Here is a 23,634-nt window from a genome sequence, read left to right on the forward strand (position 1 = left end):
GGCACCGAGCCGTTCCGGCATCTTCACCTCAGCCCTGATCGGAGGGCATATGAAATTCCCTGCCTTGCTGTTGGCAGCGTCGATGGCCGCTGGCTGGTCATCGCTCGCCTATGCTGCCGGATGCCAGTACGACATGCAGTGCAAAGGAGAGCGGATCTGCCAGCAAGGGCAGTGCGTCTTTCCTGACGCGGAAGAAACCGCGGAAGCCGGTGGGCCGGCGCCGCTGCCGGCGACCAAGCGCACGCCAGCGCCGCCGCCAGCCCGCGGGTGCTGCACCGTGGCAGGCAAGCTCAAGCTGTCACCGGCCGCGGCCTCGGATACCAGCCTGGCGAGCGGCGATGCGTGCCAGGGGCTGACCGCCTCGGGCAAGCCGGTTCCCGGCACGATCTGCAACTAGCCTCTGGATCTGGCGCGGGCGCCTAGCGCGCGTGCGCCAGCATGGCCTGCAGCAGCACGTTGGCGCCCGCCTCGACATGCTCGGGCAGCGCGTCTTCCAGCTCGTTATGGCTGATGCCGTCCTTGCACGGCACGAAGATCATGCCGGTGGGCGCGCGCCGCGCGACGTAGACCGCGTCGTGGCCGGCGCCGCTGACCACGTCCATATGCGGCAGGCCCAGCGCCGTGGCCGCGCGCCGCACGCTGTCAACGCATTCGGGCGCGAACACGCACGGCTCGAACTTCACCACCTGGCGGATCTCGACCTCCACGCCGGCGGCCACAGCAATGCCTTCGAATGCCGCCTGCATGGCCGCGTGCATGCGGTCCAGCCCGGCCTGCGACAGGTTGCGGAAGTCGACCGAGAAATCGACCCGGCCCGGAATCACGTTGCGCGAGTTCGGCGTGACCTGCAGATAGCCGACCGTGCCGCGCCCGTGCGGCGCCTCGTCGCGCGCGATCCGGTTGACCGCCTCGACCATGCGCGCGGCCGCCAGCATCGCGTCGTGGCGCAGCGCCAGCGGCGTCGGGCCGGCGTGCGCGTCCATGCCGGTCACGGTCACGTCGTACCACTGCTGGCCCAGCGCGCCCGAGACCACGCCGATCGGCAGGCCGGCCGCCTCCAGCACCGGCCCCTGCTCGATATGCGCCTCGAAGTAGGCCGCGAACATGCCGCCCGGCACCGCGCCCGCCGGCTGCGCGCCGCGGTAGCCGATCGCCGCCAGCGCGTCGCCCACGCTGACGCCATCCACATCGGTCTGGGCGCGCGCAAAAGCCGCGTCGAACTCTCCGGCAAATACGCCCGAGCCCATCATCACCGGCGTGAAGCGCGTGCCCTCCTCGTTGGTCCAGAACGCGACCTCCAGCGGCGCGCGCGTGACGATGCCCAGGTCGTCGAGCGTGCGCATGACTTCCAGGCCGGCCAGCACGCCGAAGTTGCCGTCGAACTTGCCGCCCGAGGGCTGGGTGTCGATATGGCTGCCGGTGGCCACGGCGCGCGCGTCGGGGTCGCTGCCGGCGCGGCGCGCGAAGACGTTGCCGATCTCGTCGACGCGCACGTCGAGCCCGGCCTCGCGGCACCACTGCACCACCAGGTCGCGCCCCTTGCGGTCGGCTTCGGTCAGCGCGATGCGGCACACGCCGCCCCTGGGCGTGGCGCCGATCGCGGCGAGGTCCATCAGCGATTGCCACAGGCGGGCGCCATTGATGCGGGGAAGGTGTAGCTGGTCCATGTCTGGTTGCGGGTGGGGTGAGGGAGAGGAAACGGCAGCAGGTTCAGCAAGAAGCAGACCACCGTAGCCGGCACTTCGGCCCGCATTCCCGGCCCTGCCACCGTGGCACATGACTTGCTTTGCAGACATCCGTCCCCTCAAGCCAACCCAGGAGCAAGCCTGTGCACCACGATCCCTCCCTTCTCGCGAAAGGTCTCAAGTCAGCTGCCTCGGTCATGAGCGCCGCCGTGCTGTCGCTGCTCGCGCTGCCCGGTGCCGCCCATGCCGACAAGGTGCTGCGCATCGGCATGACCGCCGCCGACATCCCGCGCACGCTCGGCCAGCCCGACCAGGGCTTCGAGGGCAACCGCTTCTCCGGCATCCCGATGTACGACGGCCTCACCCAATGGGACCTGTCCCGGGGCAACGGCCCCAGCCTGCTGATCCCGGGCCTGGCCACCGAATGGAAGGTCGACGCCGCCGACAAGACCAGATGGGTGTTCAAGCTGCGCCCCGGCGTCAAGTTCCACGACGGCACCCCGTTCAACGCCGATGCCGTGGTCTGGAACGTCGGCAAAGTGCTGGACAAGACCGCCAGGCAGTTCGATCCCAGCCAGGTCGGCGTGACCGCCTCGCGCATGCCGACGCTGCGCACGGCCAAGAAGATTGACGACTTCACCGTGGAGCTGGTCACCTCCGAGCCGGATTCGTTCCTGCCCTACAACCTGACCAACCTGTTCATGGCCTCGCCCACGCAGTGGGAGAAGAAATTCGCCGCGGTGCCGGCCTCGGTCACCGATCCGGTCGAGCGCTCCAAGCAGGCCTGGGTCGCGTTTGCCGCCGATGCCGCCGGCACCGGGCCGTTCAGGATGAGCCGCTTCGTGCCGCGCGAGCGCCTGGAAGTGGTGCGCAATGCGCAATACTGGGACACGAAGCGCGTGCCAAAGATCGACAAGGTGGTGATGGTGCCGATGCCCGAGGCCAACGCGCGCACCGCCGCGCTGCTGTCGGGCCAGGTCGACTGGATCGAAGCCCCGGCACCCGACGCCATCGCCCAGATCAAGAGCCGCGGCTTCCAGGTCTATGCCAATGCGCAGCCGCATATGTGGCCGTGGCAGCTGTCGTTCGCGCCCGGCTCGCCATGGCTGGACAAGCGCGTGCGCCAGGCCGCCAACCTGTGCGTCAACCGCAGCGGGCTGAAGACGCTGCTGGGCGGCTACATGGCCGAGGCCAAGGGCATCGTCGAAGCCGGCAACCCGTGGTGGGGCAATCCCAAGTTCGATATCAAGTACGACCCGGCCGCTGCCAAAAAGCTGATGCAGGAGGCCGGCTACTCCGCCGCCAAACCGGTCAAGGTGAAGGTGCAGGTGTCGGCGTCGGGTTCCGGCCAGATGCAGCCGCTGCCGATGAACGAATACGTGCAGCAGAACCTGAAGGAGTGCTTTATCGACGTCGACTTCGACGTGGTCGAGTGGAACACCCTCTTCACCAACTGGCGCGTCGGCGCCAAGGACGCCAGCGCGCACGGCGCCAATGCCATCAACGTCAGCTTTGCGGCAATGGACCCGTTCTTCGCCATGGTGCGCTTTGTCAGCACCAAGACCCAGCCGCCGGTCTCGAACAACTGGGGCTACTTCGGCAATGCCGAGTTCGACAAGCTGATCGAGAACGCGCGCACCTCGTTTGACGAGAAATCGCGCGACGCGGCGCTGGCCAGGCTGCATGCCCGCATCGTCGAGGAGTCGCCGTTCGTGCTGATCGCGCACGACGTCGGCCCGCGCGCGATTTCGAAGAAGGTCAAGGGCGTGGTGCAGCCGCAGAGCTGGTTTATCGATATCGCGACGATGTCGATGGACTGATCCCGGCCGCGCCCGACGGACGCCGCGCGGCAGCCCCGCCGCCGCGCGGCCCGGCAATCCCGCCCGGTCTTCCCCGCGTGCCGCGCACGGCGCACGCACGCCCCAACTTGCCGGATCCTCCCATGCAATACCTGTTCCGCCGCATCCTCTATGCCATCCCCATCCTGCTCGGGGTGGCGCTGCTGTGCTTCTCGCTGGTCCATATCGCCCCCGGCGATCCGCTGGTGTCGGTGCTGCCGCCCGACGCCTCGGAAGAGCTGCGCCGCCAGCTGACCGCACTCTATGGCTTCGACAAGCCCTTCCTGGAGCAATTCGTGCACTGGCTGGGCCGCGCGCTGCAAGGCGACCTGGGCACGTCCATCGCCACCAGCCGCCCGGTGATGGCCGAAGTCGGCGCCGCCGTGGTCAATTCCCTGCGCCTGGCCACCGTGGCCACGCTGATCGGGTTCAGCTTCGGCTGCCTGTTCGGCTTTGTCGCCGGCTACCTGCGCGACTCCGTGGCCGACCGCACCGCTTCGCTGCTTTCGGTGCTGGGCGTCAGCATCCCGCACTACTGGCTCGGCATGGTGCTGGTGATCGCATTCTCGGTGCTGCTGGGCTGGCTGCCGGCTACCGGCGCCGGGCCGGGCGGTTCGGGCGACTGGGCATGGGACTGGGAGCACATGCAGTACATGCTGCTGCCGGCGGTGACCATGTCGGTGATCCCGATGGGCATCGTGGCACGCACGGTGCGCGCGCTGGTGGCCGAGATCCTGGCCAACGAGTTCATCGTCGGCCTGCGCGCGCGCGGCCTGTCCGACCTGGCAGTGTTCCGCCATGTGCTCAAGAACGTGGCGCCGACCGCGCTGTCGGTGATGGGCCTGCAGCTGGGCTACCTGCTGGGCGGCTCGATCCTGATCGAGACCGTGTTCTCGTGGCCCGGCACCGGCTTCCTGCTCAACTCCGCCATCTTCCAGCGCGACTTCCCGCTGCTGCAGGGGACCATCCTGGTGCTGGCGGTGTTCTTCGTGCTGCTCAACCTGCTGGTCGATGCGCTGCAGACGCTGTTCGACCCGCGCATCCAGCGCAACTGAGGAGACCGCCATGGACATGACTGTCGATCAATCACCGGCCGCCGCCGCGGTTCAGCGCTCGCCCGGCTACTGGACCACGGTGGGCCGGCGCCTGCTGCGCAACCGGCTGGCCATGCTGGCCGCGCTGGTGCTGCTGGGGCTGGTGCTGATGGCGCTGTTCGCCCCGGTGCTGATGCCGGCCGACCCGTACGCGGCATCGATCCTCAAGCGCCTCAAGCCGATCGGCACCGAGCACTTCCCGCTCGGCACCGACGAGCTGGGACGCGACATGCTGTCGCGGCTGATGCTGGGCGCGCGGCTGTCGCTGTTCATGGGCATCACGCCGGTGCTGCTGGCCTTTGTCATCGGCAGCGCACTCGGCATCGTCGCAGGCTATGCCGGCGGCTGGACCAACACCGTGATCATGCGGCTCACCGACATCCTGTACGCCTTCCCGTCGGTGCTGCTGGCGATCGCGCTGTCGGGCACGCTGGGCGCGGGCGTGGGCAATGCGCTGCTGTCGCTGACCATCGTCTTTATCCCGCAGATCGTGCGCGTGGCCGAGAGCGTGACCACCCAGGTGCGCAACCGCGAGTTTGTCGATGCGGCGCGTGCTTCCGGGGCATCGTCGCTGACCATCGTGCGCGCCCATGTGCTCAACAACGTGCTTGGACCGATCTTCGTCTATGCCACCAGCCTGATCTCGGTGTCGATGATCCTGGCCTCCGGGCTGTCCTTCCTGGGCCTGGGCGTCAAGCCGCCGGAGCCGGAGTGGGGCCTGATGCTCAACACGCTGCGCACGGCCATCTACACCCAGCCGTGGGTTGCCGCCCTGCCCGGCGCCATGATCTTCCTGACCTCGGTCTCGTTCAACCTGCTGGCCGACGGCATCCGCTCGGCCATGGAAATCAAGGACTGAACCATGCCAGCACTGATGCAGGCCCCTTCGCCACAGGCCGGCCGCGATGTCGGCGGCCCGGCGCAGCCGCTGGTGATCGCCCACCAGCTGGTCAAGCACTTTCCCATCAAGTCCGGCCTGTCCGGCCTGCCCGGCCTGCGCGCGCGCGCCGCGTCCGTGCGCGCGGTCGATGGCGTCAGCTTCGACGTGCTCAAGGGCGAGACCCTGGGCGTGGTCGGCGAGTCCGGCTGCGGCAAGTCCACCACCGCGCGGCTGCTGATGCAGCTGACGCAGCAGGACCGCGGCGAGCTGATCTTCGACGCGCAGGGCGTGGGCTCGGCCCAGCTGCCGATGAAGCAGTTCCGCAGCCAGGTGCAGATGGTGTTCCAGGACAGCTATTCGTCGCTGAACCCGCGCCTGACCATCGAGGAGTCGATCGCTTTCACGCCACGCGTCCATGGCGTGCCGGCGCGCGAAGCCACCGAGCGCGCCCGCTACCTGCTGCAGCGCGTCGGGCTCGATCCGGCACGCTTTGCCGGGCGCTACCCGCACGAGCTGTCGGGCGGGCAGCGCCAGCGCGTCAACATTGCCCGCGCGCTGGCGCTGCGCCCGCGGCTGGTGATCCTGGACGAGGCGGTCTCGGCACTGGACAAGTCGGTGGAGGCGCAGGTGCTGAACCTGCTGCTGGACCTGAAGGCCGAGTTCGACCTGACCTACGTCTTCATCAGCCACGACCTCAACGTGATCCGCTACCTGTGCGACCGCGTGATGGTGATGTACCTGGGCAAGGTGGTGGAGATCGCGGATACCGAGACCCTTTATCGGCACCCGGCGCACCCGTACACGCGCGCGCTGCTGGCGTCGATGCCGTCGATGGACCCCGACCGCCGCACCGCGGTCGCGCCGCTGGCGGGCGACCCGCCCAACCCGATCAACCCGCCGTCCGGCTGCAGCTTCCATCCGCGCTGCGCCATGGCGCAGGACGTGTGCGCGCGGCGCGAGCCGCAGCTGACCGACCTGGTGGCCGGGCATCCGGTCGCCTGCCTGCTGGCCGCCGCACCCTGAGGAGCCCACCATGTCCACCAACCCGCAAGGCACACCCGGCGCGCCGATGATCTCGGTGCGGGACCTGCACGTCACCTTCTCCGGCGGCGGCAAGACCATCCGCGCCGTCAACGGCGTTTCGCTCGACGTGGGCGCCGGCGAGGCCGTGGCCCTGATCGGCGAATCCGGCTCCGGCAAGAGCGTCACGCTGCGCGCGCTGATGCGTCTGCACCCGCCGCGCCGCACCCGCATGGCAGGCCAGATCCGCGTCGACGGCGCCGAGGTGATGGCGCTCGACCAGCGCGCGCTGGCCCGGCTGCGCGGCGGCACCATGGCGATGGTGTTCCAGGAGCCGCTGCTGGCGCTGGACCCGGTCTACACCGTGGGCCAGCAGATCGTCGAATGCATCCGCACCCACGACAAGGTCTCGGCCGCCGAGGCGCGCTCGCGCGCGCTGCAGGCGCTCGAGTCCGTGCGCATTCCCAGCCCGGAGCGGCGGATGGCAGCGTATCCGCACGAGTTGTCGGGCGGCATGCGCCAGCGCGCGATGATCGCGCTGGCACTGTCGGCGCGGCCCAGGATCCTGCTGGCCGACGAGCCTACCACCGCGCTGGACGCCACCGTGCAGATCCAGGTGCTGATCCTGCTGCGCGAGCTGCAGCGCGAACTGGGGCTGTCCATCGTCTTCGTCACCCACGATATCGGCGCCGCGGTGGAGATCGCCGACCGCGTCGCGGTGATGTACGGCGGGCGCATTGTCGAAGAAGGCCCGATCCGCACCCTGCTGCGCGCGGCGCGCCACCCCTACACCATCGCCCTGCTGCAGAGCCGCCAGCATGGCATGGACCGCGGCCAGCGGCTGCAGGCCATCGGCGGCGCCCCGCCCGACCTGGCCGCGCTGCCGCCAGGCTGCACCTTTGCACCGCGCTGCCCGCATGCGCGCCCGCAATGCCTGGCCGAGGTGCCGCAGGCGGTCACCGTCGGCACCGGGCACCGCGTCAGCTGCGTGCTGGCCGCCGAGCCCGCGGTCGCCACCGCGGCATGACCCCCATCCCAGAACCCCAACGTATTCCAGGCCACCCATGACGCTTGCCACCCATCCTGCCCGTGCCTTCATGCCGTACCCACAGATCGCCGTCCCGCACGCCGCCAGCGGCCCGCTGCGGGGCCTGAGCTTTGCCGTGAAGGACCTGTTCGACGTAGCTGGCTATCCGACCGGCGGCGGCAATCCGCACGTGCTGGCGCGCTCGGGCATCAAGGCCGCGACCGCACCGGCGGTGCAGCGGCTGCTGGACGCCGGCGCCGCCTTCGTCGGCAAGACCCACACTGACGAGCTGGCCTTCTCCATGAACGGCCAGAACGCCCACTACGGGCGCCCGGTCAACGGCGCGGCACCGGAGCGCATCACCGGCGGCTCGTCGTCGGGCTCGGCCTCGGCGGTATCGAACGGCTTGTGCGACTTTGCGCTGGGCTCCGACACCGGCGGCTCGGTGCGCGCGCCGGCCAGCCATTGCGGCCTGTTCGGCATCCGGCCCACGCATGGGCGCATTTCGCTGGAACGCTGCCTGCCGCTGTCCGAAAGCCTGGACACCTGCGGCTTCTTTGCGCGCGACATCGGCACCTTCGCGCGCGTGGCCGAGGTGCTGTTCGGCGCGGACCCGGCGCCGCTGCCGGCCGCGCCGCGGCTGCTGTTTGCCTCCGACCTGTTCGCCCAGCCGACCCCGGAGGCCCGCGACGCGCTGGCGCCGGCTGTCGCCCGGATCGAAACCGCGCTGGGCCGGGCCGCGCCTGCCACCGTGGCCGACCGGCCGCTGTCCGACCTGTGGTGGGCGTTCCGCTACGTGCAGGGCTGGGAGGCGTGGCGCAGCGACGGCGAACTGATCGAGCAACACGGGCTGGAGCTGGGTGCCGATGTCGCGGCACGCTTCGCCTTCTCGAAGGCCGTCACCCGCAGCCAGTTCGACGAAGCCAGTGCCGTACGCCGCGACTTCACCGCGCACCTGGGCCGCCTGCTGGGGCCGGACGGCGTGCTGGTGCTGCCGACCATGCCCGATATCGCGCCGCTGCGCGCCGAACCGATCGAGTCCCTGGAGACCTACCGCAACCTCGCCGCCCAGACGTTGTGCCTGACGCCGCTGAGCGGCTTCCCGCAGCTGAACCTGCCGCTGGCCGGCCGCGACGGCGCACCGCTCGGCATCTCGCTGCTGGGGCCGGCGGGCAGTGACCGCAGCCTGGTGGCACTGGCGGAGCGGATCATGGCGCACAAGGCGTGAACCAGTAAGGCAAGGGGCACGCGGCATGCCGACGGCGAGGTCGATGCCGGCATCGTTTCGCCAGGACCGGCCCGCGGCTTCCGCGAAGCCACAGCCTGAACCGCGCCGCACCTCAACTCGCCAGCGCCGACACCCCGTTCTCCGGCCGCTTGACGCGGAACCACGCCGCATACAGCGCCGGCAGGAACAGCAGCGTCAGCACCGTGGCAATGATCAGCCCGCCCATGATCGCCACCGCCATCGGCCCCCAGAACATCGAGCGCGACAGCGGGATCATCGCCAGCACCGCCGCGGCGGCGGTCAGGATGATCGGGCGGAAGCGGCGCACCGCGGCCTCGACGATGGCGGTCCACTGCGGCACGCCGGCGCTGATGTCCTGCTCGATCTGGTCGACCAGGATCACCGAGTTGCGGATGATCATGCCCAGCAGCGCGGTGATGCCCAGCTGCGCCACAAACCCCATCGGCGCGCGCAGCAGCAACAGCGTGGCGGCGGCGCCGATCAGGCCCAGCGGGCCGGTCAGGAACACCATGGTCGCGCGCGAGAAGCTGTGCAGCTGCAGCATCAGCAGCGTGAAGATGATGAAGATGCACAGCGGCAACTGCGCCGCGATGGAGGCGCCCGCCTTGCCGCTCTCTTCCTCCGCGCCGGCCACGGTGATGCGGTAGCCCGGCGGCAGCTGCGCGCGCAGCTGGTCCAGCTTCGGGTTGATCTGCGCGGTCACCGTCGGGCCCTGGATGCCGTCGACCACATCGGCCTGCACGGTCACGCCGAAGTCGCGGTTCTCGCGCCACACCACGCCCGGCTCCGAGCGCAGCGTCACGCGCGCCACCTGCGTCAGCGGCACCATGCGCCCGGTGTTGGTCGGCACCAGCAAGTTGTTCAGGTCCGAGATCGCATCGCGCTCATTGCGCGGGGTGCGCATCAGGATGTCGATCAGCTTGTCGCCGTCGCGGTACTGGCCCACCGGCACGCCGCTGAGCACGGTCTGCGTGACGCGGGCGATGGCATTGGTGGTCACGCCCAGTGCGCGCGCCTTGTCCTGGTCGATCTCCAGGCGCAGCATCTTGACGTTCTCATTCCAGTTGTCGTTGACCCCGACGGTATTGGGGTTGGCGCGCATCTCGGCCTTGACCTGGTCGGCCAGCTGGCGTACCCCGGCTGCGTCCGGCCCGATCACGCGGAACTGCACAGGATAGGCCACCGGAGGCCCGTTGGGCAACAGCTTGACGCGGCCTCGCAGGTACGGGAATTCGGCATCCATCAGCTTGATGATGCGGCGGCGCAGCGCATCGCGCACCTCGGTGCTGACCGGCATCACGATCACCTGCGCCACATTGGTCTGCGGGAAGATCTGGTCCAGCGGCAGGTAGAAGCGCGGCGCGCCGGTGCCGACGAAGGTGGTCAGGCTCTCGACTTCCTTGTCCTTGCCGACCAGCTGCTCGAAGCGCTTGGCCTCGGTTTCCATCTGGGCAAAGCTGGTGCCCTCGGGCATCCACAGCTCCACCATCAGCTCGGGGCGGCTGGAATCCGGGAAGAACTGCTTCTCGACAAACTTGAAGGCGTAGATGCCCAGCCCGAAGGCCACCAGCGTGATCGCGATCACCACCTTGCGCCAGCTCACGCACCAGTCCACCAGCCGGCGGAAGCGCGCATAGAACGGCGTGTCGAAGACCTCGTGGGCCTCGCCCGCGCCGGGGCCGCGGGTCTTGAGCAGCAGGTAGCCCAGGTAGGGCGTGAAATAGACCGCGGCCAGCCACGACAGCACCAGCGCCAGCGCCGTCACCGCAAAGATCGCGAAGGTGTATTCGCCCACCGTCGAGCGCGCCAGGCCCACCGGCAGGAAGCCGGCCGCGGTGATCAGCGTGCCGGTCAGCATCGGCATCGCGGTGGAGGTATAGGCGAAGGTGGCCGCCTCCATCTTGGAAAAGCCCTCTTCCAGCTTGCGCACCATCATCTCGACCGCAATGATGGCGTCGTCCACCAGCAGCCCAAGCGCCACGATCAGCGCGCCGAGCGATATCTTGTGCAGCCCGATGCCGAAGATATTCATGAACAGGAAGGTCACCGCCAGCACCAGCGGGATCGTCAGCGCCACCACCAGGCCCGGGCGCGCGTCCAGCCGCAGCGGTTTGGTGTGCAGCCCCAGCGAGACGAAACTGACCGCCAGCACGATCACCACCGCCTCGATCAGCACGTGCACGAACTCGCCCACCGAACGCTGGACCGCCTTCGGCTGGTCCTGCACCTGGTCCATCTCGATTCCCACCGGCAACTGCGTGCGCAGCCTGTCGAACGCGGCGCGCAGGTTCTTGCCCAGTTCGATGATGTCGCCGCCCTTCTGCATCGAAATGCCCAGCCCGATCACGTCCTTGCCGTTGAAGCGCATGCGCGTCTGGGTCGGGTCGACATAGCCGCGGTAGACGTGCGCGATGTCGCCCAGGCGGATATTGGCGATGCCGTTGGGCCCGCGCAGCACCAGGTTCTCCAGGTCCTCCACGCTGGCGAACTGGCCGGACAGGCGCACCTGCAGGTTGTCGGTCGGGGTGACCAGCACGCCGCTGCCGGTCAGGTTGTTCTGCTGCGAGATCTGGTCGGCGATGGCGTTGATATCCAGCCCCAGCTGGGCGAAGCGCGCCTGGTTGAACTCGATGAAGACCTTCTCGTCCTGCAGGCCGATCAGCGACACCTTGGCCACCGACGGCACGCGCAGCAGTTCCTGGCGCACCAGGTCGGCGTACTCGCGCAGCTCCTTGTAGTTGAAGCCGTCGGCCGAGAGCGCGTAGATGGTGCCGTACACGTCGCCAAACTCATCATTGAAGAACGGCCCGCGCACGCCCGCGGGCAGCGTCTGCTGGATATCGCCGATCTTCTTGCGCGCGGTGTACCAGACCTGCGCGGTCTCCTTTGCCGGCGAGGTGTCCTTGAGCTGGAAGATCACCGTGGTCTCGCCCGGCTTGGAGAAGCTGCGGATCTTGTCCGCATAGGGCACTTCCTGCAGCTGGCGCTCGATCTTGTCGGTCACCTGGACGGCGATCTGCTCGGCGGTGGCGCCGGGCCAGAAGGCCTGCACCACCATCACGCGGAAGGTAAAGGGCGGATCCTCGTCCTGGCCCAGCTGGAAGAATGCCAGCATGCCGCCAAGCAGCAGCACCACCAGCAGGTAGCGGGTCAGCGGCTGGTGCTCGAGTGCCCAGCGCGACAGGTTGAAGCGGGAATGATCCATCCGCTCACCCCTGCTTCGGGGTGGCGGCCGGTGCCGATGCCGGGGCCGATGCAGGCCCTCCCGCAGGCGCAACCGTCTGCAGCGGGCGCACCTTCTGGCCCGCGCGCAACAGGTGCACCCCGGCGGTGACGATGGTCTGGCCCGGGGCCAGGCCCTGGCGCACCTCCACCTCGTTGCCGATGGCCTCGCCCAGCGTCACCGGCACCGGCTTGACCGTGCCGGCGGCGGCGTCATAGATCCAGACCTGGTTGCGGCCCTGCTCCTGCAGCAGCGCGGTCAGCGGCACCCGGATGGCCGCGGTGGCGCCGCTGCGCATGAAGGTCACCACCGCGGTCATGCCGAGCTTGAGGTCGGCGGGCGGGTTCGGCACCGTCACGCGGGTGGCATAGGTGCGGGTGACCGGGTCGGCCGCCGCGGCAATCTCGCGCACGCGGCCAGGCAGCGTGCGCTGCGGCTCGGCCCAGGTATGGATGGTCACGTCGGTAATGCCGCGCAGCAGGTCGACCTGGTCTTCGGGCAGGCCGATCGCGACTTCCTTCTCTGCCGTCTGCGCCACGCGCACCACCGGCTGGCCGGGCGTCACCACCTGGCCCACCTCGGCATCGATCGCCGTGACCACGCCGTCGGCATCGGCATGCAGGACCGAGTAGCCGGTCTGGTTGGACTGGCTGCGCAGCCCGGCCTGGGCCTGGCGCAGCCGCGATTCGGCGGCGTCATAGTTGGCCTGGCGCCGGTGCTGCTCGGCAGCGCTGATGAAGCCCTTGGCGAACAGGTCGTTGTAGCGCTTCAGGTCGGCGGCGGCCAGGTCACGGTCAGTCTTCGCGGCCTCGAACTGGGCGCGCGAGCCGGCCTCGGCCAGCGACAGGTCGGTGGGATCCAGGCGCGCCAGCGGCTGGCCCTTGCTGACCACCGCGCCCACATCCACCAGCCTGGCGGCGATCTTGCCCCCGACGCGGAAGCCCAGCCGCGACTCCACGCGCGGGCGCACGTCGCCGGAGAACTCGAAGGCGGTCTTGCCGTTGTGCGGGCTCAGCTGCATCAGGCGCACCGGGCGCACCTCCGGCGCCGGCTCGGCCTTCTTGCCGCAGCCGGTCAGGGCCAGCAGGCTGGCCATCAAAAGTGCGGCTACGGTCACGCCTCGACCGAGGTGGCGCGGCGGCATCGTAACAACAGGAGAATCTGCAGCCGCAACTTCCGGCACTTGGCAAAGCACTGGCATCGGTAGGCAACGAGTCGGATGGAACAACTGACAAGACTGGCCGGTGACCGCAAATCCCCTGCGCCCGGGAAGTCGTCGGGGCGCGCGGAATGGCCGCGCGCAGCCGGCATCGGCAATAAATAACTTTCCGGTCAGTAATATAACGACGACCCCCGGGTGCGTCAAACGGCAGGCGACGAAACCGCTGGAATGAAGACTCAGTTGCCGTTCCGGGCTGGTGAACTGCGCCGACAGGCTTCGGCATGCGCGACCATACCCTGCCCGGCGCGATGCTACAATCCGCCGCGCCGCTGGCGCTTCCCCCCACATCTTCGACCCGAGACCGGCGTGACGCCCGATCAGTATTGCCAAGAGAAAGTCGCCCAGAGCGGCTCGAGCTTCTATTACAGCTTCCTGTTCCTGCCGGCCGAGCGCCGCCGCGCCATCACCGCGCTGTACGCCTGGTGCCGCGAAGTCGACGACGTGGTCGACGACAGCCATGACGCAGGCCTGGCCCACCAGCAGCTGGACTGGTGGCGCGCCGAACTGCGCCGCCTGTTCGAGGGCGAGCCGACCCACCCGACCACCAAGGCCCTGCAGCCGCATGTGCGCAGCGCCGGCCTGCCCCAGGGCGAGATGTCCGAAGTGCTGGAAGGCATGGAAATGGACCTGACCCAGACCCGCTACCTGGACGAGCCCGGGCTGGCCCGCTACTGCCATTGCGTGGCCGGCGTGGTCGGCACGCTCAGCGCGCGGCTGTTCGGCTATACCGACCCGCAGACGCTGGTGTTTGCCGAGAGGCTTGGCCAGTCGCTGCAACTGGTCAATATCCTGCGCGACGTCGGCGAGGACGCGCGGCGCGGGCGCATCTACCTGCCGGTCAATACCCTGCAGCAGTTCCAGGTGCCTGCATCCGAGATCCTGAAGGGTCAGCATTCCGAGCGCTTTGTCGCGCTGATGCAGTACCACGCCGGCCGTGCCCGCGCGCTGTACCATGAGGCACTGGCGCTGCTGCCGAAGCAGGACCGCCGCGCCCAGCGTGCCGGCCTGCTGATGGGCGCGATCTACCACGCGCTGCTCGACGAACTGGAAGCCAGCCAGTTCCAGGTGCTGAACCAGCGCATCGCGCTGACCCCGCTGCGCAAGCTGTGGATTGCCTGGAAGACCTGGGTGCGCAACAGCTAGCGTCCTGCTCTCTTTTCTGTCCGACCCGCCAAGCCGTACCGCCATGACGCAGACATCCGCCTCCCTCGGCGACACCATCCTTGCCCACGCCGACCAGCTCGCCAGTTTCTCCGACATGGAAGGCGGCCTCACCTGCGCCTACCTGACCCCGGCCCACCGCGCCGCGCAGGCCCGGCTTGCGCAGTGGATGGAGGCGGCCGGCATGCAGGTGCGGATCGACGCCATCGGCAACGTCATCGGCCGCTATGCGGCCGACCCGGCCGTGCCCGACGCGCGCGTGCTGATGACCGGCTCGCACTTCGACACCGTGCGCAATGGCGGGCGCTATGACGGACGGCTTGGCATCGTGCTGCCGATCGCCGTGGTCGGCGCGCTCAACCAGGCCGGCATCCGCCTGCCCTATCACTTTGAAGTGGTGGGGTTCGCCGAAGAGGAAGGCCTGCGCTTCAAGACCAGCTTCCTGGCCAGCAGCGTGTTGGCGGGCCGCTTCGATCCCACCCTGCTGGAGCGCCAGGACGCGGACGGCATCACGCTGCGCGAGGCGCTGGCGGCATCGGACCTGCCCGGCGCGGGCGATCTGCAGGCCCTGCGCGCCGCCGCGGTCGATCCGGCGTCGCTGCTGGGCTTTGTCGAAGTGCATATCGAGCAGGGCCCGGTGCTGCTGCACCACGGCCTGCCGCTGGGCGTGGTCACCCAGATCGCGGGCAGCAGCCGCTTTGCGGTGCGGGTCGAAGGCCTGGCCAGCCACGCCGGCACCACGCCGATGGGCATGCGCCGCGACGCCGCCGCGGGCGCGGCGGAGATGATCCTGCTGGTGGAGCAGCGCTGCACGGCGGCGCCGACGCTGGTCGGTACGGTGGGTCAGCTGCAGGTGCCCAACGGGTCGAGCAATGTCATCCCGGCGGCCTGCACCTTCTCGATGGATATTCGCGCCGGCGAGGATAGCATCCGCGAGGCCGCCATCGCCGACATCGTGGCCGGCATCGGCCAGATCGCGGAACGGCGCGGGCTGGCCGCCCAGGTGGAGCGCGTGCCGCCGGTCAACAACGCGCCGTGCGCGCGCTGGCTGATGGACCAGTTCGGGGCGGTGCTGAAGAAGCGCGGGCTGCAGGCCTTCGAGCTGCCCTCCGGCGCCGGCCACGACGCCATGATGATGCAGCGCATCACCGACGTGGCCATGCTGTTCGTGCGTTGCGGCAACGGCGGCATCAGCCACAACCCGCTGGAAACCATCACGGCGGAGGATGCCCAGCTGGCGGCGGAGGTCTTCGTGGATTTCCTGCGGCACTTCCAGCCGCGCGGCTAAGCGCCACAGTGGCGTACCATGGAGGGCGCGGCACGATAAGAACGGATCAGCCGCCCTGGTAGATATCGCGCCCGAAGTCGTAAAGGTTCTTGCGCAGCTTGCGGCGCTCGTCCGGCGACAGGCGCGAGCCGCCGCGTTCGTCACCGCGCCGGCGCTCGGCGTCGCGCTGCTCGGCGCGATGGCGCTCGGCACGGGCCCGCGCCTCGCGCTGGCTGTTGCCGGGATCGCTGGCCTGGGTCGACGGGTGGCGCTTGAGCAGGTTGGCCATGCCGGCCGATTGCGCCTGCACCGTCCCGGCCGGAATGCACAGCGCCAGCACGGCCAGCGCCAGCGCAAGGCAGGCGCCGGCGATACCATGCTGCGGATGCCCGTGCCGGGTTCGGTTCACTTTCATTGATAATGGCGATCTTTGGCTTCGGGAAAAAGCAGTCTTTGGACAGACTGGACGGACTGCCCTGAAGCCGGGAATTCCGGTACCCCGTCCGGCGCCGCACCCTCTGCAAGCATCGCGCCAGCGCGGGCGAGGCAGGCTGGGCGAGGCAGTGGTTCGTCTGGTGCAAATGCGTGGAAATCTGCCGCGCATGGCGCCCAAAAAGACGGATTGCGCAGTGTAATCGCACGATTGGTGCACACTGCCATACCACGGGGTAAAGTATGTAACGTTTTGTTAAGCCATTTTGAGCGAAAGCGATAGTCGCTAAGATACCGCCATGGAAAATACCAGCCACAAGATTCTTGTCGTCGACGATGACCCGCGTCTGCGCGATTTGCTGCGCCGCTATCTGGGCGAACAGGGTTTCACCGTGCTGGTGGCGGAAAACGCCACCGCGATGAACAAGCTCTGGCTGCGCGAGCGTTTCGACCTGCTGGTGCTGGACCTGATGATGCCGGGTGAAGACGGCCTGTCGATCTGCCGCCGGCTGCGCGGGGCCAATGACCAGACCCCGATCATCATGCTCACCGCCAAGGGCGAGGACGTGGACCGCATCGTCGGCCTGGAGATGGGCGCCGACGACTACCTGCCCAAACCCTTCAACCCGCGCGAACTGATTGCGCGCATCCACGCGGTGCTGCGCCGCAAGGGCCCGGCCGAAGTGCCCGGCGCCCCGTCGGAAACGCCCGAGACCTTCGCCTTCGGCGACTTCGTGCTGAACCTGGCCACGCGCACGCTGACCAAGAACGACGAGGAAATCACGCTGACCACCGGCGAGTTCTCGGTCCTCAAGGTGTTCGCCCGCCATCCGCGCCAGCCGCTGTCGCGCGAGAAGCTGATGGAAATGGCGCGCGGCCGTGAATATGAAGTCTTCGACCGCAGCCTGGACGTGCAGATCTCGCGCCTGCGCAAGCTGATCGAGCCGGACCCGAGCAACCCCCGTTTTATCCAGACGGTGTGGGGCCTGGGCTACGTCTTCATCCCCGATGGCGTGAAGTAACCGATTACGGCCGCTGTTCCCATCGTGGCGACCGTTATCGGCAGAACCGCAACGCGGTTCTTTGGTTCGCTGTTCTGGCGAACCTTCATGCTTATCGCCCTGCTGCTGGCGATTTCGCTGGGCATCTGGTTCCAGAGCTACCGGCTGTTCGAACGCGCCCCGCGCGCGCAGCAGATCGCCATGCAGGTGGTCAGCGTGGTCAAGCTCACGCGCGCCGCGCTGCTCTATTCCGACCCCGCGCGGCGGCGCTTCCTGCTGCTCGACCTGGTGCAGAACGAAGGCATCAAGGTCTATCCGCGCGAGAAGGACGACGACTTCGCCGCGCCCACCGCCAACCCGTTCCTGACCACCCTGGTGCAGCAGGAGATCCGCAGCCGCCTGGGCGAGGACACGGTGCTGGCCACCACCGTCAACGACATTCCCGGCGTGTGGGTCAGCTTCGAGATCGAGGGCGACGACTACTGGGTGGCGATCAGCCCCGAGCGCTTCGAGCGCGTGCCCGGCATCCAGTGGCTGTGGTGGAGTATTGCCGCGCTGCTGCTGTCGATCATCGGCGCGGCCTTTATCACCGCGCGCGTCAACTACCCGCTCAAGCGGCTGGCCAACGCCGCCCGCGCGATCGGCGCCGGCGGCGACCCGCCGCCGCTGCCAGAGCACGGCGCCAGTGAGGTGGCGCTGGCCAACCACAGCTTCAACCAGATGGTGCGCGACCTGCGCCAGCTCGACGACGACCGCGTGGTGATGCTGGCCGGCATCTCGCACGACCTGCGCACGCCGCTGACGCGCCTGCGCCTGGAAACCGAGATGTCGCCGATGGACACCCCCACGCGCGACGCCATGATCGCCGACATCGAGCAGATGGACGCTATCATCGGACAGTTCCTCAACTACGCGCGCCCGCCGCTGGAAACCGTGGAACCGGTTGACCTGTCGGCGCTGGTGCACGATGCCGTGGGCGTCTACGCCGCGCACGACGACGTGCGCGTGCACGTGCGCGCCAATGAGCCGGTGATGGCCGTGGCAAACCGCATGGAAGTGCAGCGCATCCTGGACAACCTGGTCGAGAACGCGCGCCGCTATGCCAAGGACGAGCAAAGCGGCATGGCCGTGGTCGAGATCTCGACGCGCGTGGACGACAAGGAAGCCGTGCTGACCGTGGCCGACCACGGCAACGGCGTGCCCGACGGCCAGCTGTCGCTGCTGACGCGGCCCTTCTACCGGCTCGACGCCGCGCGCAGCGAGGCCAAGGGCGCCGGGCTGGGCATGTCCATCGTCAACCGCATCATGCAGCGCAACGGCGGCCGGCTGCTGCTGGCCAACCGCCCCGCCCCGGCCACGGGGCTGGTGGTCAGCGCCTGCTTCCGGCGCGCCTGAGCGTCAGCTGAGCGCGGCCTGAGCGCCATCCGCGGCGCATTGACAGGTTTTCGACAGCATTTGATAGCCTTCTGAAAGGCATTCGTCAGGGCAATGACAGGGTCGCGGCGCACACTGGCGCCCGTCATCAGGCGCGCGGCGAAATCCTTCCCACACGGCGTGACCCGCGCACGCCTGGCTGACTTCTCCGAACCATCATGCCGCCGGGACCGCCGGCGGTGCCTGAGAGACAGCCATGTCAGATACCTCCGCAGCTACCCCCGCCGGGCAGCACGGGTTCCGCACCGTGTTCCGCGTCGTCAGCGGCAACTTCCTGGAAATGTATGACTTCATGGTGTACGGCTTCTACGCGGCCGCCATCGCCAGGACCTTCTTTCCCAGCGGCAACGAGTTCGCCTCGCTGATGCTTTCGCTCGCCACCTTTGGCGCGGGCTTCCTGATGCGGCCGCTGGGTGCGATCGTGCTGGGCGCCTACATCGACCGCCATGGCCGCCGCAAGGGCCTGATCATGACGCTGGCGCTGATGGCCATGGGCACGTTGCTGATTGCCTGCGTGCCGGGCTACGCCACCATTGGCGTGGCCGCGCCGCTGCTGGTATTGGCCGGGCGCCTGCTGCAGGGCTTCTCCGCGGGTGTTGAGCTGGGCGGCGTCTCGGTCTACCTGTCGGAAATCGCCAGGCCTGGCCGCAAGGGCTTCTATGTCGCGTGGCAATCGGGCAGCCAGCAGGTGGCGGTGATCTTCGCCGGCCTGCTGGGCGTGATCCTGCACGCCACGCTGGCTCCGGCGCAAATGGATGAATGGGGCTGGCGCATTCCCTTCCTGGTGGGCTGCCTGATCGTGCCGTTCCTGTTCCTGATCCGCCGTTCGCTGGAAGAGACCGAGGCCTTCAAGGCGCGCAAGCACCGCCCCGCCATCGACGAGATCTACCGCTCGATGCTGGACAACTGGCGCATCATCCTGGCCGGCTGCATGATGGTGGTGATGACCACGGTGTCGTTCTACATGATCACCGCATACACGCCGACCTTCGGCAAGACCGTGCTGAAGCTGGACGACACCGACAACCTGATCGTCACCATGTGCGTGGGCCTGTCCAACTTCATCTGGCTGCCGCTGATGGGCGCGCTGTCGGACCGCATCGGACGCAAGCCACTGCTGGTGTTCTTCACCGTGGCAACGCTGCTGACCGCGTACCCCGCCGTGTCATGGCTGGTGGCCGAGCCGTCGTTCTCGCGGCTGCTGATGGTGGAGCTGTGGCTGTCGTTCCTGTACGGCAGTTATAACGGCGCCATGGTGGTGGCGCTGACCGAGATCATGCCGCCCGCGGTGCGCACCACCGGCTTCTCGCTGGCCTACAGCCTGGCCACGGCGCTGTTCGGCGGCTTCACTCCGGCAATCTCGACCTGGCTGATCCACGCCACCGGCAACAAGGCGGCGCCGGGGCTGTGGCTGATGTTCGCCGCGCTGTGCGGACTGGTTGCCACGCTGGTGATCTTCCGGGCGCAACGAGTGGAGCCCGTCATGCATCCGGCCTGAACCCGGCGGGTTGAACTCGCCGCAATCGTCACCAACTTGCCATAAGCGGGCCCAGCGCGCATGGCATACTTGCCCTTCCGCATCGAAGCCGCCTGGCTGATGCCGCGGCTTCCCATGCCGGGATTCGCTCCAGGCGTCACATGGCTTGCCTATCGGGCTCTTTGAGAATATCAATTAGCCCGGCACCTGGTGATGACGCATAATCACGTTTTGTCGCGGTAAGCCGCGTAGCCGGCCCACGCCAGCCGCGCGGCAGCAGCACCGCTCTCATTGCAACCGTATCAGGAGATAGTCTATGAAGACCGTTGGTGACAAGCTCGAAGCCTTCCACGTCGTCGGTGTCAAGCCGGGTTTCAACAATCACGAAGAGAACGGCCAGTCGGCTTTCGAAGACATCACCGAAAAGTCGTTCGAAGGCAAGTGGAAGATCATCTACTTCTACCCGAAGGACTTCACCTTCGTCTGCCCGACCGAAATCGTTGCCTTCGCCAAGCTGAACGGCGACTTCGCCGACCGCGACGCGATCGTGCTGGGCGGCTCGACCGACAACGAATTCGTCAAGCTGGCATGGCGCCGCGAACACAAGGACCTGAACAAGCTGAACCAGTGGCAGTTCGCCGACGTGACCGGTTCGCTGATCGACCAGCTGGGCGTGCGTGACCACGCTGCCGGCGTTGCCCTGCGCGCGACCTTCATCGTCGACCCGGACAACGTGATCCAGCATGTGTCGGTGAACAACCTGAACGTGGGCCGCAACCCGGAAGAAGTCCTGCGTATCCTGGACGGTCTGCAAACGGACGAGCTGTGCCCGTGCAACCGTGCCGTTGGTGGCGCCACGCTGTAATTTGCTATCAGTCGCCAGACACACCTTGGCGATTCGCGGAGGGCGCTGCCCTCCGCATCAAAACCCGCTTGCGCGGGTTTTTTGGGCCCGTATCGATAGGAGAAATAAATGGAATTCCTCAGCACGATTAAGAATCTCATCCCCGATTACGCCAAGGACATCCGCCTGAACGTGGACGGCACCATCGCGCGCTCTTCGCTGGAAGGCAACGATGCGGTCGGTGTGGCACTGGCGGCGGCATTTGCGGCGCAGAGCAAGGTGCTGGTGGATGCCATCCGCAACGCCGGCGTGCTGTCGCCCGAGGAAACCAACGGCGCGCTGACCGCGGCCGCGCTGATGGGCATGAACAACACCTGGTACCCGTACGTCGAAATGGCCGACGATCCCGACCTGGCCAGCCAGCCGGCCGGCCTGCGCATGAACGCCTTTGCCACCCATGGCGGCGTGGACAAGCGCCGTTTCGAGATGTACGCACTGGCCGCCTCGATCGTGGGCAAGTGCCACTTCTGCGTGAAGTCGCACTACCAGCTGCTGAAGAATGAACAGGGCATGACCGCGCAGCAACTGCGCGATGTCGGCCGCATTGCCGCCGTGATCGTGGCCGCCGCCAACGTGATCGCCGCGCAATAAGCCCCGCCACAGCGCGCCCCCGCGCCCTCCGCGGCGCCCTGCCACGGGCGCCGTAGCACAGCAGCCGGCAGCTTCCCATCAGGAGTTGCCGGCTGTTCCCATCCTGCAACCGCCCCGCGCCAGGGCTGCACAGGTGCGGCGATCGGCCTACAATCCAGGCAGGACACGCACTTTCAGGCTGCCATGACCCTGCCTTCGCCGACTTCCCCCCGTTTCCACTACCGCCTCGCGGCGGTGCATGACTGGGGCGACATCGCCGCCGTCACGCAACAAGCCTACGGGCAATATGAGCTGGCCATCATGGAAGACTGCCGCGCGTCGTTCCAGCGCGGCATGCAGGCAGTGCTGGCGACCAGCCATCCGGATATGGAATGGTGGGTGGCGGAGACCGATCACGGCATCATGGGCGCCGTGCTGTTCTGCCATCCGGGCGCCACGCTGCCGGCACTGGACGGCAGCACCATCACCCTGACCCAGCCGGAAGCCCGGCTGCTGTCGGTCAGCCCGCAGGCGCGCGGCCTGGGCCTGGGCCGCACGCTGATGCAGATCTGCATCCAGCGCGCGCGCGATATCGGCGCGTCAACGCTGGTGGTGCGCACCATGCCGGAAATGGCATCGGCCATCCGGCTGTGCCAGCAGATGGGCTTCACCAAGCGCACCGAAGCCGGTGCGCGCACCGGCGCAATGGCCCGCCTGATCGACTATACCTACGCCATCCCGCCGGAAAACGCCACGGCGCCAGACGCGGCGCGCCCCTGATCAGTCCTGCGCGTCGCCCACCGAGGCGCGCCAGAGCAGCACCGCGGCCTGCGCCACGATGCCCTCCTGGCGCCCTTCGAAGCCCAGCTTCTCGTTGGTCTTGGCCTTGACGTTGCAACGCCCGCGCGCAATCCCCAGGTCCTCCGCCAGGTTCGCCACCATCGCCCCGATATGCGGCGCCAGCTTGGGCGCCTGCGCGATCACGGTGGCATCGACATTGCCGATTTCATAGCCCGCCTCGCGCACGCGGCGCGCGGCCTCGCGCAGCAGCACGCGGCTGTCGGCGCCGGCGAACTGCGCGTCGGTGTCGGGGAAATGGCGGCCGATATCGCCCAGCGCGGCCGCGCCGAAGAGCGCGTCGGTGACCGCGTGCAGCAGCGCATCCGCATCGGAATGGCCCAGCAGGCCGCGGTCGTGCGGAATCTCGACCCCGCCCAGGATCAGCTTGCGGCCGGGCACCAGCGCGTGGACGTCATAGCCCTGTCCCACCCGGATATCGAAAGGCATCATGCGGTCAGGCTCCTTTGCCATCGTTGCCCAGCAGCACTTCGGCCAGTGCGAAGTCCTCCGGGTAGGTCACCTTGAAATTGCGCAGCGAGCCGTTGACCAGCCGCGGATGCAGCCCCAGACGCTCGATCGCGCTGGCCTCGTCGGTCACCACCGCGCCGGCCGCCATGGCGTCCTGCAGCGCCTGGCGCAGCACGCCCAGGCGGAACATCTGCGGCGTCTGCGCCTGCCACAGGCCCTCGCGCGGCACCGTGGCGCCGATACGGGCGTCGTCCTGGGCGCGCTTGAGCGTGTCGGGCACCGGCACCGCCAGGATGCCGCCGATGGCGGCGTCCGGGTCGTCGTCGCCGTCGCTTTCCACCGCGCGCACCAGCGCATGGATCATTGCCGGGGTCAGGCCCGGGCGCGCGGCATCGTGCACCAGCACCCAGTCGCTGTCGGTCGCGCCCAGCTGCGCCAGGTGGTGCAGCCCGGCCAGCACCGAGGCATGGCGGGTCTCGCCGCCGACAAAGGCGGTATCGAAGCGCAGCCCGGCAAAGGCGGCCGCGCCGAAGCGCGATTCCAGCGGCATGTCGTCGGGCGCCAGCACCAGCGCGGTGGCGTTGATGGCGTCGCACGCCGAGAACGCCGCCAGCGCGTACCAGATCATCGGCCGGCCGGCCACGGTCTGGTATTGCTTGGGAACGGCGCCGCCGGCGCGGCTGCCGGTACCGGCACAGGGAATCAGGGCAAAGCGGCGAGCGGGCACAGGATCGGCGTTGAGTGAAAGAGGCGCGGGCGCCTGCTGGCCGGCATGGCCAGCGGGACAACCGGTGCGCATTCTATAATACGGCCCTTGCCCGTCGCCATGCCGCGCCATTCCG

Annotated in this window: 21 protein-coding genes; 15 read left to right on the top strand and 6 right to left on the bottom strand. The window is 68.3% G+C overall.

Annotation, left to right across the window (positions count from 1 at the left end; genetic code table 11):
• The first annotated feature begins 49 nt into the window (after positions 1–49).
• Positions 50–397, top strand: a complete 348-nt coding sequence (locus AC3WQZ_RS16035; protein WP_011615103.1) for a hypothetical protein — start codon at positions 50–52, stop codon at positions 395–397.
• A 22-nt stretch (positions 398–419) separates the two neighbouring features.
• Here AC3WQZ_RS16035 and AC3WQZ_RS16040 read toward each other — a convergent pair whose 3' ends face one another.
• Positions 420–1,667 carry a Zn-dependent hydrolase gene (locus AC3WQZ_RS16040; protein WP_010810095.1) on the bottom strand — a complete coding sequence of 416 codons (1,248 nt, stop codon included), beginning with the start codon at positions 1,665–1,667 and terminating at the stop codon, positions 420–422.
• A gap of 215 nt (positions 1,668–1,882) precedes the next feature.
• Between AC3WQZ_RS16040 and AC3WQZ_RS16045 the strand changes: the two genes are divergently transcribed.
• From AC3WQZ_RS16045 to AC3WQZ_RS16070, 6 genes are all read left to right on the top strand, one after another.
• Positions 1,883–3,505, top strand: a complete 1,623-nt coding sequence (locus AC3WQZ_RS16045) for an ABC transporter substrate-binding protein (protein WP_010810096.1) — start codon at positions 1,883–1,885, stop codon at positions 3,503–3,505.
• Between the two features lie 122 nt (positions 3,506–3,627).
• Positions 3,628–4,578: an ABC transporter permease gene (locus tag AC3WQZ_RS16050; protein WP_010810097.1), complete on the top strand. Its 951-nt coding sequence runs from the start codon at positions 3,628–3,630 to the stop codon at positions 4,576–4,578.
• Between the two features lie 10 nt (positions 4,579–4,588).
• Positions 4,589–5,476, top strand: a complete 888-nt coding sequence (locus tag AC3WQZ_RS16055) for an ABC transporter permease (RefSeq protein ID WP_010810098.1) — start codon at positions 4,589–4,591, stop codon at positions 5,474–5,476.
• Between the two features lie 3 nt (positions 5,477–5,479).
• Positions 5,480–6,520, top strand: coding sequence for an ABC transporter ATP-binding protein (locus AC3WQZ_RS16060; protein WP_492298268.1), 1,041 nt, complete (start codon positions 5,480–5,482; stop codon positions 6,518–6,520).
• 10 nt (positions 6,521–6,530) lie between these two features.
• On the top strand, positions 6,531–7,544 hold the full coding sequence (locus AC3WQZ_RS16065; protein ID WP_010810100.1) for an ABC transporter ATP-binding protein: 1,014 nt from the start codon (positions 6,531–6,533) through the stop codon (positions 7,542–7,544).
• Positions 7,545–7,581: 37 nt separating this feature from the next.
• The gene (locus tag AC3WQZ_RS16070) at positions 7,582–8,772 is read left to right on the top strand and encodes an amidase (protein WP_492300867.1); all 1,191 of its coding nucleotides are present in this window, start codon (positions 7,582–7,584) and stop codon (positions 8,770–8,772) included.
• A 112-nt stretch (positions 8,773–8,884) separates the two neighbouring features.
• Here AC3WQZ_RS16070 and AC3WQZ_RS16075 read toward each other — a convergent pair whose 3' ends face one another.
• On the bottom strand, positions 8,885–11,998 hold the full coding sequence (locus AC3WQZ_RS16075; RefSeq protein WP_492300868.1) for an efflux RND transporter permease subunit: 3,114 nt from the start codon (positions 11,996–11,998) through the stop codon (positions 8,885–8,887).
• Positions 11,999–12,002: 4 nt separating this feature from the next.
• Complete coding sequence (locus tag AC3WQZ_RS16080; protein WP_037023310.1) at positions 12,003–13,217, bottom strand: efflux RND transporter periplasmic adaptor subunit; 1,215 nt, start codon at positions 13,215–13,217, stop codon at positions 12,003–12,005.
• Between the two features lie 327 nt (positions 13,218–13,544).
• Between AC3WQZ_RS16080 and hpnD the strand changes: the two genes are divergently transcribed.
• Together hpnD and AC3WQZ_RS16090 are read left to right on the top strand one after the other, a co-directional pair.
• On the top strand, positions 13,545–14,381 hold the full coding sequence (gene hpnD / locus AC3WQZ_RS16085) for a presqualene diphosphate synthase HpnD (protein ID WP_041687285.1): 837 nt from the start codon (positions 13,545–13,547) through the stop codon (positions 14,379–14,381).
• 43 nt (positions 14,382–14,424) lie between these two features.
• Positions 14,425–15,687: a Zn-dependent hydrolase gene (locus tag AC3WQZ_RS16090; RefSeq protein WP_011615098.1), complete on the top strand. Its 1,263-nt coding sequence runs from the start codon at positions 14,425–14,427 to the stop codon at positions 15,685–15,687.
• Positions 15,688–15,733: 46 nt separating this feature from the next.
• Here AC3WQZ_RS16090 and AC3WQZ_RS16095 read toward each other — a convergent pair whose 3' ends face one another.
• Entirely contained in the window at positions 15,734–16,081 is a 348-nt protein-coding gene (locus AC3WQZ_RS16095) for a hypothetical protein (protein WP_010810106.1), read from the bottom strand.
• A 316-nt stretch (positions 16,082–16,397) separates the two neighbouring features.
• Between AC3WQZ_RS16095 and ompR the strand changes: the two genes are divergently transcribed.
• From ompR to AC3WQZ_RS16125, 6 genes are all read left to right on the top strand, one after another.
• Positions 16,398–17,120: an osmolarity response regulator transcription factor OmpR gene (gene ompR / locus AC3WQZ_RS16100; RefSeq protein WP_010810107.1), complete on the top strand. Its 723-nt coding sequence runs from the start codon at positions 16,398–16,400 to the stop codon at positions 17,118–17,120.
• Positions 17,121–17,144: 24 nt separating this feature from the next.
• Positions 17,145–18,494 carry an ATP-binding protein gene (locus tag AC3WQZ_RS16105; protein ID WP_011615097.1) on the top strand — a complete coding sequence of 450 codons (1,350 nt, stop codon included), beginning with the start codon at positions 17,145–17,147 and terminating at the stop codon, positions 18,492–18,494.
• A gap of 235 nt (positions 18,495–18,729) precedes the next feature.
• On the top strand, positions 18,730–20,031 hold the full coding sequence (locus AC3WQZ_RS16110) for an MFS transporter (protein ID WP_010810109.1): 1,302 nt from the start codon (positions 18,730–18,732) through the stop codon (positions 20,029–20,031).
• A gap of 295 nt (positions 20,032–20,326) precedes the next feature.
• Positions 20,327–20,875 carry a peroxiredoxin gene (locus AC3WQZ_RS16115; RefSeq protein WP_010810110.1) on the top strand — a complete coding sequence of 183 codons (549 nt, stop codon included), beginning with the start codon at positions 20,327–20,329 and terminating at the stop codon, positions 20,873–20,875.
• A 108-nt stretch (positions 20,876–20,983) separates the two neighbouring features.
• Positions 20,984–21,505, top strand: a complete 522-nt coding sequence (locus tag AC3WQZ_RS16120) for a carboxymuconolactone decarboxylase family protein (RefSeq protein WP_492300869.1) — start codon at positions 20,984–20,986, stop codon at positions 21,503–21,505.
• 183 nt (positions 21,506–21,688) lie between these two features.
• Positions 21,689–22,264, top strand: a complete 576-nt coding sequence (locus AC3WQZ_RS16125) for a GNAT family N-acetyltransferase (RefSeq protein ID WP_010810112.1) — start codon at positions 21,689–21,691, stop codon at positions 22,262–22,264.
• Here the strand turns inward: AC3WQZ_RS16125 and ispF are convergent, their stop codons facing one another.
• Both ispF and ispD read right to left on the bottom strand, forming a co-directional pair.
• Positions 22,265–22,774 carry a 2-C-methyl-D-erythritol 2,4-cyclodiphosphate synthase gene (gene ispF / locus AC3WQZ_RS16130; RefSeq protein WP_010810113.1) on the bottom strand — a complete coding sequence of 170 codons (510 nt, stop codon included), beginning with the start codon at positions 22,772–22,774 and terminating at the stop codon, positions 22,265–22,267. It lies immediately after the preceding gene.
• A gap of 4 nt (positions 22,775–22,778) precedes the next feature.
• A complete protein-coding gene (gene ispD / locus AC3WQZ_RS16135; protein ID WP_010810114.1) occupies positions 22,779–23,591 on the bottom strand; it encodes a 2-C-methyl-D-erythritol 4-phosphate cytidylyltransferase in 813 nt (270 codons plus the stop codon).
• Positions 23,592–23,634: the final 43 nt, after the last annotated feature.

The organism is Cupriavidus sp. FW305-26, from assembly GCF_058787975.1.